Source organism: Actinacidiphila acididurans, assembly GCF_016918855.1.
Taxonomy (GTDB): domain Bacteria; phylum Actinomycetota; class Actinomycetes; order Streptomycetales; family Streptomycetaceae; genus Actinacidiphila; species Actinacidiphila acididurans.
The window spans coordinates 248,266-263,018 of sequence record NZ_JADKYB010000011.1; the positions used below are offsets into that span (position 1 = coordinate 248,266).

The 14,753-nt window shown below is 73.8% G+C and carries 11 protein-coding genes; 5 read left to right on the forward strand and 6 right to left on the reverse strand.

What is annotated here, in order from left to right:
- Window positions 1–73 precede the first annotated feature (73 nt).
- Genes ITX44_RS21730 through ITX44_RS21740 form a run of 3 tightly spaced genes read right to left on the reverse strand, consistent with a single transcriptional unit; the run spans window position 74 to window position 4,912 of the window.
- Window positions 74–1,264 carry an acyl-CoA dehydrogenase family protein gene (locus ITX44_RS21730; RefSeq protein WP_205358957.1) on the reverse strand — a complete coding sequence of 397 codons (1,191 nt, stop codon included), beginning with the start codon at window positions 1,262–1,264 and terminating at the stop codon, window positions 74–76.
- Window positions 1,261–3,342: an ATP-binding protein gene (locus ITX44_RS21735; RefSeq protein ID WP_205358958.1), complete on the reverse strand. Its 2,082-nt coding sequence runs from the start codon at window positions 3,340–3,342 to the stop codon at window positions 1,261–1,263. Before ITX44_RS21735 ends, ITX44_RS21730 begins: the two co-directional genes overlap by 4 nt.
- Before the next feature lie 31 nt (window positions 3,343–3,373).
- Window positions 3,374–4,912: an acyl-CoA carboxylase subunit beta gene (locus ITX44_RS21740; protein WP_205359036.1), complete on the reverse strand. Its 1,539-nt coding sequence runs from the start codon at window positions 4,910–4,912 to the stop codon at window positions 3,374–3,376.
- Window positions 4,913–5,193: 281 nt separating this feature from the next.
- Between ITX44_RS21740 and ITX44_RS21745 the strand changes: the two genes are divergently transcribed.
- Window positions 5,194–6,837 (forward strand): ABC-F family ATP-binding cassette domain-containing protein, encoded by a 1,644-nt coding sequence (locus ITX44_RS21745; protein ID WP_205358959.1) that lies wholly within the window; start codon window positions 5,194–5,196, stop codon window positions 6,835–6,837.
- 230 nt (window positions 6,838–7,067) lie between these two features.
- Window positions 7,068–7,463, forward strand: a complete 396-nt coding sequence (locus ITX44_RS21750; RefSeq protein WP_205358960.1) for a hypothetical protein — start codon at window positions 7,068–7,070, stop codon at window positions 7,461–7,463.
- Window positions 7,464–7,560: 97 nt separating this feature from the next.
- Here ITX44_RS21750 and ITX44_RS21755 read toward each other — a convergent pair whose 3' ends face one another.
- Entirely contained in the window at window positions 7,561–9,594 is a 2,034-nt protein-coding gene (locus tag ITX44_RS21755; RefSeq protein WP_205358961.1) for a putative Ig domain-containing protein, read from the reverse strand.
- A 301-nt stretch (window positions 9,595–9,895) separates the two neighbouring features.
- Here ITX44_RS21755 and ITX44_RS21760 point away from each other — a divergent pair, with 301 nt between their 5' ends.
- Entirely contained in the window at window positions 9,896–10,741 is an 846-nt protein-coding gene (locus tag ITX44_RS21760) for a TrmB family transcriptional regulator (protein WP_205358962.1), read from the forward strand.
- A gap of 142 nt (window positions 10,742–10,883) precedes the next feature.
- Window positions 10,884–11,771 (forward strand): DMT family transporter, encoded by an 888-nt coding sequence (locus ITX44_RS21765; RefSeq protein ID WP_205358963.1) that lies wholly within the window; start codon window positions 10,884–10,886, stop codon window positions 11,769–11,771.
- A gap of 213 nt (window positions 11,772–11,984) precedes the next feature.
- Here the strand turns inward: ITX44_RS21765 and ITX44_RS21770 are convergent, their stop codons facing one another.
- Entirely contained in the window at window positions 11,985–12,758 is a 774-nt protein-coding gene (locus ITX44_RS21770; protein ID WP_205358964.1) for an enoyl-CoA hydratase/isomerase family protein, read from the reverse strand.
- A gap of 424 nt (window positions 12,759–13,182) precedes the next feature.
- On the opposite strand from ITX44_RS21770, the gene ITX44_RS21775 reads away from it, so the two are divergent.
- Entirely contained in the window at window positions 13,183–13,680 is a 498-nt protein-coding gene (locus tag ITX44_RS21775; protein WP_205358965.1) for an ATP-binding protein, read from the forward strand.
- Window positions 13,681–13,765: 85 nt separating this feature from the next.
- Here the strand turns inward: ITX44_RS21775 and idi are convergent, their stop codons facing one another.
- The gene (gene idi, locus ITX44_RS21780) at window positions 13,766–14,398 is read right to left on the reverse strand and encodes an isopentenyl-diphosphate Delta-isomerase (protein ID WP_205358966.1); all 633 of its coding nucleotides are present in this window, start codon (window positions 14,396–14,398) and stop codon (window positions 13,766–13,768) included.
- Between the last annotated feature and the right edge of the window lie 355 nt (window positions 14,399–14,753).

The following is a 14,753-nucleotide window of genomic DNA, read 5'->3' on the forward strand; positions in this document are numbered from 1 at the left end:
TCGTACGGTCCGCGCGGCGCGTCCGGCGCACGGCCCCACGGGCGGGTCGGGACGAGCGGCGCTCGGCGGGCGCTCAGTAGGACTTGGGCAGGCCCAGCGTGTGCTGGGCGACGAAGTTGAGCACCATCTCGCGGCTGACCGGGGCGATACGGCTCACCCGGGACGCGGTGAGCAGGGACGCGAGGCCGTACTCGCTGGTCAGCCCGTTGCCGCCGAGGGTGTGGATGGCCTGGTCCACCGCCTTGGCGACCGCTTCCCCGGCCGCGTACTTGGCCATGTTCGCCGCCTCGCCCGCGGCCTCGTCGTCGCCCGCGTCGTAGAGGAACGCGGCCTTCTGCATCATCAGCCGGGCCAGTTCCAGGTCGATCCGGGCCTGGGCCAGCGGGTGGGCGACGGCCTGGTGGGCGCCGATCGGGGTCTGCCACACCTGCCGGGTGCGGGCGTAGGCCACGGCGCGCTCCAGCGCGAAGCGGCCCAGGCCGATGGAGAAGGCGGCGGTCATCACCCGCTCGGGGTTGAGCCCGGCGAACAGCTGGAGCAGCCCGGCGTCCTCGTCGCCGATCAGCGCGTCGGCCGGCAGCGCCACGTCGTCCAGGAACAGCTGGAACTGCTTCTCCGGCGCCGCCACCTCCATCTCGATCCGCCGGTAGTCGAAGCCGGGCGTGTTCCGCTCGACCACGAACAGGCACGGCTTGAGCCGGCCGGTGCGGGCGTCTTCGGTGCGGCCCACGATCAAGGTGGCGTCGGCGATGTCCACCCCGGAGATGAACACCTTGCGGCCGGTCAGCAGCCAGCCGCCGGTGTCCGGGTCGCGGCGGGCGGTGGTGGTGATCCGGTGCGAGTTGGAGCCCGCGTCCGGCTCGGTGATGCCGAACGCCATCCGCAGGGAGCCGTCGGCCAGCCCGGGCAGCCAGCGCTCCTTCTGCTTCCTGGTGCCGAAGCGGGCGATCACCGTGCCGCAGATGGCGGGGGAGACCACGAGCAGCAGCAGCGGGCAGCCGGCCGCGCCCAGTTCCTCCAGCACGATGGACAGCTCCGCCAGGCCGCCGCCCCCGCCGCCGTATTCCTCCGGCAGGTTCACCCCGAGGTAGCCGAGCCGGCCGGCCTCCTGCCACAGTTCGTCGGTCTGCCGGTCCTCGCGCACGGCCGCCAGGAAGTAGTCCCGGCCGTAGCGGCGGCCGAGTTCGCCCACCGCGCGGCGCAGCGCCCGCCGCTCCTCGCTCTCCAGCAGCGCGTTGTCGAAGGTGTCCCCGACGGTGCTCATGGTCCCATGCCCTCCTTGACGCCGCCCCTTTTGACGACAGCCTCGGCGACGTCCTCCTTGACGACGGCGAGTACGGCGCCGAGTTCGACCGGCCGGCCCACCTCGGCGGCGAGTTCGGTGAGCGTCCCGGTGACCGGGGCGGTGATCACGTGCTCCATCTTCATCGCCTCCAGCCACAGCAGCGGCCGCCCGGCCTCGACCCGGTCACCCGGCGCGAAGGCACCGATCCGCACGACCGTGCCGGGCATCGGCGCCCGCAGCGAGCCGGCCGCGACGTGCTGTTCCGGGTCCGGCCAGGGCGGCAGGGCGGTCAGCGCGTACGAGCCGAGCGCGGAGTCGACGAACACCCGCTCGCCGTAGGCGGCGACTGCGAACTCCCGCCGCACACCTGCGACTTCGAGCACCACCCGGTCCGGCGCGGCGGCCACCACGACGGTGCCGGGCACGTCCTGCGCGGCCAGGCCGGCCCGGTCCCAGCGGTAGGCGATCTCGTGCTCCCGGCCGTGCGGTTCGGCGCGGAACCGCTTCACCTGCGGCTGCGACGGAAGATTCCGCCAGCCGCCGATCCCGGCCGGCACCGATGCCCCCGGTGTGCCTGCGCCCGCCGCCGTGCGCCGGGCCGCGTCCGCCAGCGCCGCCGCGAGCACGGCGGTCCGCTCCCGCTCGCCGTCCCCGGTGGCCGTCAGCTCGCCGGCGTGCCGTTCCAGGAAGCCGGTGTCCAGCCGGGCGGCCGTGAAGGCCGGGTGCCGCAGCACGCCGACCAGCAGGTCCCGGTTGGTGATCGGGCCGTGCAGCCGGGCCCGTTCCAGGGCGTGCGCGAGGCGCCGTACGGCCTCGGCGCGGGTCGGTGCCCAGGCGATCACCTTGGCCAGCATCGGGTCGTAGTGCACGGAGACCGTGTCGCCGCCGGTCACGCCCGCGTCCAGCCGCAGGCCGGTGTCCGCGCCGGGCGGCACCGCGAAGGCGGCGGTCACGCCCGGCACCTCCAGCCGGTGCAGCGGGCCCGGCTGCGGGGCCCAGTCGCGGGCCGGGTCCTCCGCGTACAGCCGGGCCTCCACCGCGTGCCCGCGCGGCAGCGGCGGGTCGGGCGCGGGCAGCGGCGCTCCCTCGGCGATCCGGATCTGCCAGGCCACCAGGTCCAGCCCGTGCACGCACTCGGTCACCGGGTGCTCGACCTGGAGCCGGGTGTTCATCTCCAGAAAGGCCGGCCGGCCGTCCCACGCCACCAGGAACTCCACGGTGCCCGCGCCGGTGTAGCCGATCGCGCCGGCCGCCCGCTTCGCCGCCTCGTGCAGCGCGGCCCGCACCGCCGGGTCCAGCCCGGGCGCCGGCGTCTCCTCGATCACCTTCTGGTGGCGGCGCTGCACCGAGCAGTCCCGCTCGCCGAGCACCCACACCGTGCCGTGCCCGTCGGCCAGCACCTGCACCTCGATGTGCCGGGCGCCCTGCGCGTACGGCTCGACGAACACCTCGCCGTCCCCGAAGGCCGCCGCCGCCTCCGCCCGGGCCGCCGCCAACGCCCCTTCCAGCGCGTCCAGTTCACGCACCACCCGCATGCCGCGGCCACCCCCGCCGGCCGCCGCCTTGACCAGCACCGGCAGATCGGCGGCCGTCACCGCGGCCGGGTCCAGCGCGGCGAGCAGCGGCACCCCGGCCGCCGCCATCAGCTCCTTGGCCCGGGTCTTGGAGCCCATCGCCTCGACCGCGGCGGCGGGCGGCCCGATCCACACCAGACCGGCTTCTGTCACCGCCCGTGCGAAGTCCGCGTTCTCCGACAGGAAGCCGTAGCCCGGGTGCACCGCGTCGGCGCCCGCCGCCAGGGCCGCCGCCACCAGCAGGTCGCCGCGCAGATACGTGTCCGCGGGCGCGTTGCCCGGCAGCCGCACCGCCGCGTCCGCCTCCCGTACGTGCGCCGCTCCCGCGTCGGCGTCCGAGTGCACGGCGACCGTCGCCAGGCCCAGGTCCCGGCAGGTGCGCAGGATCCGCCGGGCGATCTCGCCCCGGTTGGCCACCAGCACCGAACGCAGCGGACGTTCCTCCGCGCCGGCCCGGTCGCCGGCCGCGGATGTCGCACTCATCACCCGATCCCCTCCACCTGTCGACCCCGCCTCACATCCGGAAGACGCCGAAGCCGCCGCGCACGCCCTCGACCGGCGCGCTGTGCACCGCCGACAGGCACAGGCCCAGCACCGTACGGGTGTCGCGCGGGTCGATCACCCCGTCGTCGTAGAGCCGCCCGGACAGGAACATCGGCAGCGACTCGGCCTCGATCTGCCGCTCCACCGCAGCCCGCAGCGCCGCGTCGGCCTCCTCGTCGTACGGCCGTCCCTTGGCCGCGGCCGACTGGCGGGCCACGATCGACAGCACCCCGGCGAGCTGGGCCGGGCCCATCACCGCGGACTTCGCGCTCGGCCAGGCGAAGAGGAACCGCGGCTCGAAGGCGCGGCCGCACATGCCGTAGTGCCCGGCGCCGTAACTCGCGCCCATCAGCACCGAGATGTGCGGGACCCGGGAGTTGGCGACCGCGTTGATCATCATGGCGCCGTGCTTGATGATGCCGCCCTGCTCGTACTCCCGGCCCACCATGTAGCCGGTGGTGTTGTGCAGGAACACCAGCGGGATGTCGCGCTGGTTGGCGAGCTGGATGAACTGGGCGGCCTTCTGCGACTCGGCGCTGAACAGCACGCCCTGCGCGTTGGCCAGGATGCCCACCGGGTAGCCGTGCACCTCGGCCCAGCAGGTCGCCAGGCTCGGCCCGTAGCGCGGCTTGAACTCGTCGAAGGCCGAGCCGTCGGCGACCCGGACGATCACCTCGCGCGGGTCGAACGGGGTGCGCAGGTCGCCGGGCACCAGGCCGAGCAGGTCCTCGGCGTCGAACAGCGGGGGTGCCGGGTGGGGCCGCGGCGCCGGGCCCGCCTTGCGCCAGCCCAGCCGCGCCACCACCCGGCGCGCGGTGCGCAGCGCGTCCGGCTCGTCCAGCGCGAAGTAGTCGGCGAGCCCGGAGACGCTCGCGTGCATGTCAGCGCCGCCCAGCGACTCGTCGTCGGCGTCCTCCCCGGTGGCCACCTTCACCAGCGGCGGCCCGCCCAGGAACACCTTGGCGCGCTCCTTGACCATGATCACGTGGTCCGACATGCCGGGGACGTACGCGCCGCCGGCCGTGGAGTTGCCGAACACCACCGCCACCGTGGGGATGCCGGCCGCCGACAGCCGGGTCAGGTCGCGGAACAGCGCCCCGCCGGGGATGAAGATCTCACTCTGCCCGGTCAGGTCCGCGCCGCCGGACTCCACCAGGCTCACCACCGGCAGCCGGTTGGCGAAGGCGATCTCGTCGGCCCGCAGTGCCTTGCGCAGCGTCCACGGGTTGCTCGCCCCGCCACGGACCGTCGGGTCGTTCGCGGTGATCACGCACTCGGTGCCCTCGACCACGCCGATGCCGGTGACGATCGAGGCGCCGGTGGTCACGTCGTTGCCCCAGCCGGCCAGCGGCGACAGCTCCAGGAACGGGGTGTCCGCGTCCAGCAGCAGCTCGATCCGCTCCCGTGCGGTCAGCTTGCCCCGCGCCTTGTGCCGCCGCCGGTACTCCGGCCCGCCGCCCGCCAGCGCCTCCTCGTGCGCCGCGGCCACCTCCGCCAGCCGCTCCAGCATGACCGCACGCCGCTGCCCGAACTCCGCCCCGCGCGTGTCGACGCCCACCGCTCACCCCTCCGGCCGGATCGCCACGAGCGTGGCAGCGGCCCGCGAAACAATCAAGCGCGCATGCATGTTTTTTGCCGGCACGTGGCCCACCTGGCGGCGGGCCGGTTCGCCCGGAGTACCCCTGGGCCCGCCTGGCGGCGGGCCGGTTCGCCGGGAGCGCCCCTGGGTATTCCGGGCGAACCCGACTCGCAAAACGGCACCGCTCGCCACGCGATAAAATCCGGACCCTGATGAGTGCCACCCTTGTTGCCAGGAATCTCGCCGCGGGTCACGGCGACCGCCTCCTCTTCTCCGGCATGGACCTGGTCGTCGCGCCCGGGGACGTGGTCGGGCTGGTCGGGGTGAACGGCGCGGGCAAGTCGACGCTGCTGCGGCTGCTGGCCGGGCTCGGGACGCCCGAGGACGGGTCGCTGCGGCTGAGCCCGGCGACCGCGACCGTCGGCTATCTGCCGCAGGAGCCCCGGGACGGGGCGCGGGCCGCCGAGACGGTACGGGAGTTCCTGGGCCGCCGGACCGGGGTGAGCGCCGCGCAGGTCGCGCTCGACGCCGCGACGCAGGCGCTGGTGGACGGCGCGCCCGGGGCCGACGACGCGTATGCGACGAGCCTGGAGCGCTGGCTGGCGCTGGGCGGCGCGGACCTGGACGAGCGCGCCGAGGAGGCCGCCGCCTCGCTCGGCCTCGGGGTCGGGCTGGACCTGGCGATGGGCGCGCTGTCCGGCGGCCAGGCGGCCCGCGCCGGGCTCGCCTCGCTGCTGCTCAGCCGCTACGACGTGTTCCTGCTCGACGAGCCGACCAACGACCTCGACCTCGACGGCCTGGAGCGGCTGGAGAAATTCGTCACCGGACTGCGCGCCGGCACCGTCCTGGTCAGCCACGACCGCGAGTTCCTGGCCCGCACCGTCAACCGCGTGGTCGAACTCGACCTCGCCCAGCACCAGGTGGCCTCCTACGGCGGCGGCTACGAGTCCTACCTGGAGGAGCGGGCCACCGCCCGCCGGCACGCCCGCGAGGAGTACGAGGAGTACGCCGACACCAAGGCGGGGCTGGAGGCCCGGGCCCGGATGCAGCGGGGCTGGATGGACAAGGGCGTGCGCAACGCGATGCGCAAGGCGCCCGACAACGACAAGATCGCCCGCAAGGCGCGCGGCGAGTCCAGCGAGAAGCAGGCGGCCAAGGCCCGGCAGACCGACAGGATGATCGAGCGCCTGGAGGTGGTCGCCGAGCCGCGCAAGGAGTGGGAGCTGCGGATGGAGATCGCCGCGGCCCCCCGCTCGGGCGCGGTCGTGGCCACCCTGCGCGGTGCGGCCGTGCGGCGCGGCGACTTCGCGTTCGGCCCGGTTGACCTGCGGATCGACTGGGCCGACCGGGTGGCGATCACCGGCGCCAACGGCTCGGGCAAGTCCACCCTGCTGGCCGCCCTGCTCGGCCGGCTCCCGCTGGACCGGGGAGAGGCGTCGCTCGGCCCCGGCGTGCAGGTCGGCGAGGTGGACCAGGCGCGGGCGCTCTTCCGCGGCCCCGAGACCCTGCTCGACGCCTTCCGCGCGCCCGCGCCGGACCTCGACCCCGCCGACATCCGCACCCTGCTCGCCAAGTTCGGGCTCAAGGCCGACCACGTGCTGCGGCCGGCCGCCACCCTGTCCCCGGGCGAGCGCACCCGCGCCGCCCTGGCCCTGCTCCAGGCCCGTGGCGTCAACCTGCTGGTGCTCGACGAGCCCACCAACCACCTCGACCTGCCGGCGATCGAGCAACTGGAATCGGCCCTGGCCACGTATCCGGGCACCCTGCTGCTGGTCACCCACGACCGGCGGATGCTGGAGGCCGTCCGCACCACCCGCCGTATCGAGGTCGAGGCGGGCCGGATCTCCGAGCGCTGATCTCCGAGCGCTGCCCCCCATCGGGCGAGCCGTGCCCGCACCCCCGTCCCGGGGGAACCCGATCGGCGCGGGCTGCGTCCCATCTCCGTACGGACGCAGGGGTGTTCAGAAGTGGGAAAGGTGCCCGAATCCGCGGGCGGGACGGCGTGGCGGCGGCCGCGTACCGATCGCGTACGGGGCGGGCGGGTCCCGGCGGCCGTACCGGCAGGGGACGGACGAGGAGGACACGGATGCGCGCTCGGACGGCGGTCTCGGCCGTTGCCGTCGTCGTGCTGACGGCGGTGGCGGGCTGCGGCTCGGCGAGCGGTGCCCGGGTGGGGCCGCCGGACAGCGGGCCCACCCCGCCGGTGTGCGGCGACATCGTGGTCACCCCGGGCAGCCCGGAGAGCGGGCGCGAGGTGTGCCTGAGCGTGGGGAGCACGCTGCGGCTCCAGCTCGGGCAGGGCGAGCCGGCACCGGCGCCGAGCGGCGGTGCGCTGACCGAGGTCTCCCCGGGCGTCTACCGCGGCGCGAGGGCGGGCGCCGCCGAGCTGAGCGGCTTCCGGCGGCTCTGCCCGAGCGCACCGCCCGGCGGGGCCGCCTGCCAGGCCGTCGCCGGGTGGAAGGTCACTGTGGACGTGCGGTGACCGCGAGAGGAAGGCCGACGGGCCCCGGCCGGCAGTGGGGGCCGGCCCGGGCCCGTCGGATCACGCTGGGTCACACGGGATCAGTTCTGCTGCGCAGTCAGCTCACGTTGACGGCGGTGTCGTCGATGACGAACGACGTCTGGAGGCTGGAGTCCTCGGTGCCGGTGAACTTCAGGGTCACGCTCTGGCCGGCGTACGACGACAGGTTGATCGACTTCTGCACGTAGCCGCTGGCCGCGTTGAGGTTGGAGTAGGTGGCCAGGGTGGTGGAGCCGGCGGCCACGGTGAGCTTGTCGTACTGGGTGCTCGTGGTGGTCTCGGCCGTGTCCACGTGCAGGTAGAAGGTGAAGGTCGCGGAGCAACCGGCAGGCACCGTCACCGTCTGGGACAGGGTGTCGGTGTGGGTGGTGCCGTAGCCGTTCAGCCACGCCTTCCAGGAGCCGGAGTGCGCGGGCTCACCGGTGCTGTTGTCGATCACGCCGGAGGACGCGGTCCACGGGGAGGCGCTGCCGGTCTCGAAGCCCGGGTTGCCGAGCAGCTGCGCCGGGGTGCAGCCACCGCCGCCCGTGCCCGAGATCGTCCAGGTGAAGGACGCCGAACCGGTCGAGCCGGTGGTGTCCTGCGCCGAGACGGTGACGCTGAAGGTGCCGGCCGCCGACGGGGTGCCGGAGATCAGGCCGGTGGAGGAGTTGATGGACAGGCCGGTGGGCAGACCGCTGGCGGAGTAGGTCAGGGTCTGGCCGGAGGCGGAGTCCGAGGCCGAGATCTGCAGCGAGGTCGCGGTGCCGACCGTACCCGTCTTGCTGCCCGGGTTCGTCACGGTCACCGTGTTGCTGCCGCCGCCGCTGCCGCTGGTGAAGGCGGTGACGCCGTTCGGCGTGCCCAGACCCGTCGGGCCGTCGTAGCCGGCCTTGGCGGTGCACAGGTAGCTGCTGCTGCAGGAGCCGTTCGCGCCGCTGGTCACGTCGTTGAGGGCAGCGGTGTGCGCGTACGGGTAGGAGGCCGGGACGGTGCCGGCCGCCGGGGTGCCGGCCAGCGCGTAGACCGACGCGATGATCGGGGAGGAGGCGCTGGTGCCGCCGTACACCTGCCAGCCGCTGGCCTGGTAGCTGTCGTAGACGGCCAGGCCGGTGGCCGGGTCGGCGACCGCGGAGACGTCGGCGACGGTGCGCTTGGTGCAGCCGGTGTCGGTCTGCCAGCTCTGCTTGGCGTCGTACGACGAGCAGCCCGAGCCGGCGCCTTCGCCGCCCGAACTGGAGCCCCACACGGACTCGGTCCAGCCGCGGGTGTTGCTGGAGCGGCTGAGCGAGGTGCCGCCGACCGCGGTGACGTACTTGGAGGCGGCCGGGTACTCCGTGCCGTAGCCGCTGTCACCGGAGGAGACGGTGATCGCGACGCCGGGGTGGTTGAAGTAGGAGCTGTCGTACGAGGTGTCCGAGGACGACTCGGAACCGCCGTAGCTGTTGGACACGTACTTCGCGCCCATGGTCACCGCGCGGTTCACCGAGGTGCCCAGGTCGCTCATGCTGGCGCTGGTGGCCTCGACCAGGAGGATGTGGCACTGCGGGCAGATCGCGCTGACCATGTCGAGGTCGAGCGAGATCTCACCGGCCCAGCCGGAGTCGGCGGACGGGTAGCTGGTGCCGCCGTTCTGGTCGACCTTCTTGAAGCAGCCGTTGGCGGTGGTGCAGGCGGGCAGGCCGTACTGGCTGCGGTACGTGCCCAGGTCGGCCTCGGCGCTCGGGTCGTCCTGGGCGTCCACGATGGCCACGGTCGCGCCGGCGCCGGCCGAGGACGGCAGGGCGTAGGCGCTGCGCAGGTCGGTCGGGCCGTAGCCGGAGGGGGTGGCGTTCGGGGTCACGCCGAAGTGGTGCACGACGTCGGTGCGGGCCAGCGCGAGACAGGCCATGTACCCCGGCTGCGCCGGGGTGTCGCACAGCGCCTTGGTCTGCACCGGCGAGGCGGCCGCGCCACCGGTGGCGGCGGCCGGGGCGGCGGCGACCGACGGGGCGGCGGTGGCCACCAGACCGCCGGTGACCAGCGCGCCCGCGGCGACCACCGCGAGGGCGGCGCGGCGGACGGCTCGGGTGAACCGGCCGGGAGGTGAGGTGTGCAAAGAACTGCCCTCCATGGGGGGATCCGATGCGAGGGCGAGGCTCCGGCCTGTGAAAGTCATTGTCAAGAACATGACAACAGCAGGTCGGCGGCGTCGCCCGGGACATTCGTGTGGCGCACGTTCACTGGTGGTCCGGCAGACGACTTCTGCCAACTGCTGCTCACTGCCACCCCGTTGAGTGGTGGCCGCAGTTGAAGGTAGTGAGAGCGGGGTCAAGGGACCACCGGGTCTTGGTAAAGGATTGTTTAGGCCTCGGTACGGCGGGAACCTGACGCACCTTCCGCCGGGCGAACCCGGCCGTATACCTTGTGGCGCCATGGACACCGCGGAAGGACCGGTCAACGACCTGGTCGCACTGGGGCTCGCCCGCTACGAGGCCCGGGTCTACCTCGCGCTCGTGCGGCGCGAGTCGTACACGGCGGCGGAGGTCGCCCGCGCCGCGGACGTACCCAGGCAGCGGGTGTACGACGTGCTCGACGCGCTGGTCAGGCGCCGGCTGGCGACCGCCCACCCCGGCCGGGTCGCCACCTTCTCCGCGGTCGACCCCGAACTCGCGGTGGCCCGGCTGATGGCCTTGCAGCGCGAGGCGCTGGAGCGGCTCGACCGGGTGTCCGCCGTGCTGACCGCGGCCCTGGTGCCGGTGTGGAGCGACGGCCGCTCGCAGACCGACCGGCTGGACTACATAGAGATCCTGCGCGACCCCAAGTCCATAGCCGAGGCCTTCACCGACATCCAGCACCAGGCCCGGCACGAGCTGCTGAGCTTCTGCAAGCCGCCCTTCGTCGCGCCCATGCTCAACCCGCCCGGGATGAAGGTGGTGCGGCGACTGCGCCGTTCGGGCGGCTCGGTGCGGGCCATCTACACGCACGAGGCGCTGGACGACGCGGAGGTGCTGGAGAGCGTACGGCGGTTCGGCGCGGCGGGGGAGGAGTCCCGGTTCGCCGCCGACCTGCCGCTGAAGCTGGTGGTCGCCGACGCGAACCTCGTGCTGTGCGACATGCCCGACCCAGTGGCCGGAACCGGTGCCACCACCGCGCTCTACATCGAGCACCCGGCGCTCGCCGCGTGCCTGCGGCTGGCCTTCCAGACCGTCTGGGACGGCGCGCAGACCGTGCCCGGCGCGCGGCCGGCTCCGGACGACACGGATCCGGTCGAGGTGTGAGGGGGCCTGTCCGGCGGAGGTGTCAGGGGCCCGAACCGGTTTGAGGGCATGACAAATCGGTGACCCCTGCGGCAAGTCCGGCATGCGTCCCCAATGGTGCACATCACCACGAGGTCACAGGGACCCGGGTTAAAGTGACCGCGTGGCCGTGTTCCTGCTCGGAGTCGGTGCCGCGTGCTGTCTCGGTCTGGGATTCGTGCTGCAGCAGCGCGCGGCCGCGCGTGCTCCGCTGGCGGACTTCCTGTCGCTGCGGCTGCTGCTCGACCTGGCCCGGATGCCGGACTGGCTGCTGGGCGTCGTGTTCATGGTCATGGGCCAGGTGCTCGGCGCGGTCGCCCTCGCCTATGGCGAGATCTCGCTGGTCGAGCCACTGACCGCGACCAACCTGCTGTTCGCGATGGCCCTCTCCCGCCGGTTCACCGGACAGCGGCTGGGCTGGTCGGGCTGGGGCGGCGTGGCCATGCTGGCGCTCGGCGTCACCGCGTTCATCGTCGCCGGGCAGCCGCGCGGCAGCGCGAACGAGGCGGATGCCCTGCGGCACTGGCTCGTCTTCGGCACCGTCGCCGGGCTCGCCCTGCTGCTCACCGTCCGGGCCCGCCGCCTGCCCGCCTCCGGCGAGGCCGCCCTGCTCGCGCTGGCCGCCGGCCTGCTCTACGGCCTGCAGGATTCGCTCACCCGGGTGTGCGGGGAGATCGTCACGCACCAGGGGGTGGCCCCCCTCTTCACCCACTGGCAGCCCTACGGCGTCGGTGTGCTCGGCGTCACAGGCCTGGTCCTGGTGCAGAGCGCCTTCGAAACGGCCCCCCTGCGCATGTCCCTGCCCTCCCTGACCGCCGCCCAGCCCCTGGCCGGCATCGCCTGCGGCATAGGCTTCCTCGGCGACCGCCTCCGCGTCACCCCCGGCGCCCTCGCCTGGGAAACGGCCGGCCTCTCCGCGATCGTCATCGGCGTCGTCCTCCTCGGCCGCCACCCGGCGATGCCTCCCGGTATCCCGGACCGCAACCAGGTCCCGGCGCAAGTCGACCCTTGAGGGCCTTCGCCTGGCGTCGGGCGGTTCGCCGGGAAAACCGGGGGCGCGGGGAACTGCGCGAGCAACCGGCCACCGGCCGGTGGTCCGGAGACGGCAGCAATTGCCCTTTTGGGGCGGTGGCGACCCGCGCCCCGGATGTGGCTGAGCGCGCAGTTCCCCGCGCCCCTGACTACTCCCGGCGAACCCGCACCCCATCGCGTGAGCCCTATTGGGTCACTCCACGGGCGGGGACCAGGTGAAACGGGGCTCGCGGCGTTCAAGGAAAGCAGCGCGGCCCTCCGCGGGGTCACCGCTGGCGGCAGCCTGGGCGGCCCAGTGGGCGAGCCGGTCGGCCGACGGTTCGGCCGTGGCGAATTCCTTGACCGCGACCTGGGTGAGCTGGGACCGCGCTCGCAGCACCTCGGTGAACGACTGGACCCGCTTCTCCAGGGTGTCCGGCGGCAGCACCTCGTCCACCAGGCCGGTGGCCAGGGCCCGCTCGTGGTCGATCAGCTCGCCGGAGAAGAGCAGATATTTCGCGGTGGCCGGGCCGACCAGCTCGACCAGGCGGCGGGTGGAGGCGGCACCGTAGACGATGCCCAGCCGGGCCGGGGTGATCCCGAACCGTGCCCCTTGTGCGGCGAACCGCAGGTCACAGGCCGCCGCGAGCTGGCAGCCGCCGCCCACGCAGGCCCCGCGGATCATCGCCAGCGTCGGCTTGGGGAAGGCCGCGAGCGCCTCCTCGGCGGCCACCGCCGCGTCCTGCGCGGTGCGCGGCCCGTCCGGGCCGGCCAGGTCGTTGATGTCGGCGCCTGAGCAGAAGGTGTCGCCCTCGCCGGTGAGCACCAGCACCCGCACCGAGGGCTCGGCGGCCAGGCCCGCCAGCAGGCCGGGCAGCGCCCGCCACATGCCGAGCGTCATCGCGTTGCGCCGGGCCGGATTGCCGATGGTCACCGTGGCGGTGCCGTCCTGGGTGCTCACCAGCAGCCCGGGACCGTGGATCGACATGGGGCAGGCTCCTTCGAGTCCGGACGGGCGGGCGCCGGGCGATCCTATCCAGGGCCCACCCCGCCGCTCCCGCCCGGCCCACAGGACCGGGCGCACGGATCCGGCCCACGGATCCGGTCACGGCCCTGGGCCCACGGGACCCGGCCCGTACCGCCCGACCCGTACCGCCCGCCCCGCAGCCCACGGCACCCGACCCGTAACGCCCCGCAGGAAGGCCCCCGGCCCGCTTGCGCCCCCAACCGGTCACCTGACGTCCGCAGCCGGTCCGGACCGGTCGGAAATCGCAGAAAGGTGCGGATTTCACATGTCCCGCTCGTGCGGAGGGAGTGGTCCACGACACTCTGACCCCGTGAGGCGGGCACCACGGCGGTGGCCGGCGGGTTCCGCGGGGACACGTCAAGGCGAAGGCGACGGTGGTGCGGTCATGGAGTTACGCGGGAGTGTCCCGCCAGGTCGGGCTGCGGCCCACGGAACCGCTCCGGCAACGGTCCCGGGACCGTACGAGGAGGTCTGGCGGCTCACCGTCCCGGCCCTCGACGCCTCGGTGCCGTGGGTACGCCACACGGTGCGCGACCTGCTCGCCGGCGAAGGCGTGCCGCTCGACGACGACCTGCGGCACGGAGTGCTGGTGATCCTCTCGGAGCTGGTCACCAACGCGGTACTGCACGCAGCGGTGCTCTCGCCGGAGATCACGGTCGAGGTCGCGGTCGGTGCGGACCGGATCGCGGTCGCCGTTGAGGACAACCACCCCTACCGGCCCAAGGCCCTGGAGACCGACCACGCGCGGACCGGCGGACGCGGCCTGCTGCTGGTCGGCACGATCGCCGCCGAGGCGGGCGGAAGCTGCGTCGTCGCCCAGACGCCGGGCGGGGGCAAGGTGATCCGGGCGGTCCTGCCGCTGGGGACGCGGCTGCTGCCGTAACCGGTGCCCGGCGGTCGTCCCGTACCGCCGCACGTACCGCGCGCGGCCCGCTGTCGTCCGGCCGCCGTGCCTCGCGGCCGAACCGTCACCAGCCCGCCGTGTCCCCGGTGACCTCGCGGATCGTGGGCGCCGCGGCGTCCAGCACGGTCTGGAACCACGCGGAGAACGGGCCGCTCTCGCGCAGCCGGGCCAGCTCGGCCGGGGTGGTGAAGGCGGTCTCGCCGATCTCGTCCGGGTCCGGCACCAGCGGGTTGCGCACCAGGCCGACGAACAGGTGGTTGTACTCCTGCTCCACCAGGCCCGACGCCGGGTCCGGGTGGTTGTAGCGGACCGTGCCGGCCGCGCGCAGCAGCACCGGCGCGACTCCCAGCTCCTCCGCGGTGCGCCGGCTGGCCGCGACGAAGGGCTGCTCACCGGGGTAGGGGTGGCCGCAGCAGGTGTTGGACCACACGCCGGGGGAGTGGTATTTGGTCAGCGCCCTGCGCTGCAGCAGCATCCGGCCCGCGTCGTCGAAGAGGAACACCGAGAACGCCCGGTGCAGCCGCCCCGGCGCCACGTGCGCCGACAGCTTCTCCGCCGTGCCGATCGTCACACCGTTCTCGTCGACGAGTTCGAGCATGATCGGTTCTGCGACCTCGGTCGGGCGGCTCGCGGTGCCGTTCGGGGAGGGCAGGACCGCGTGGGCGCCGGGTCGGCCGGTGGCAGGACTGGTTGGCATTTCCATCCTTCGCTGTCGACGACAAGACCTTAGTCTGCCTCACTCCGGGCCCGCGCCCGCGCGCGCACCGGGCAAGCGCACCGGCGTCCGGAAGCGTGCCCGGCGGCCGTCATCCGCGGGCGTGCGCTGGCTCACCCGCACGGATCACACGTACGGCTTCCGCCGCAATGGCCTCGAGTGCGACGATTTTGACGCCTGGTTTACCAAGTCCAGGAAAACACACGGTGAACGGCGGCCGTCTCGATCCGATAGCCTCTGCCGTCGTGCCTGGCCCGGCTGAGCCGCTGGACGCCGCGGGCATTCGTGCGCATGCCATCAGGACCGTGACAACCGCCAGGACTATCCGCAACCATCC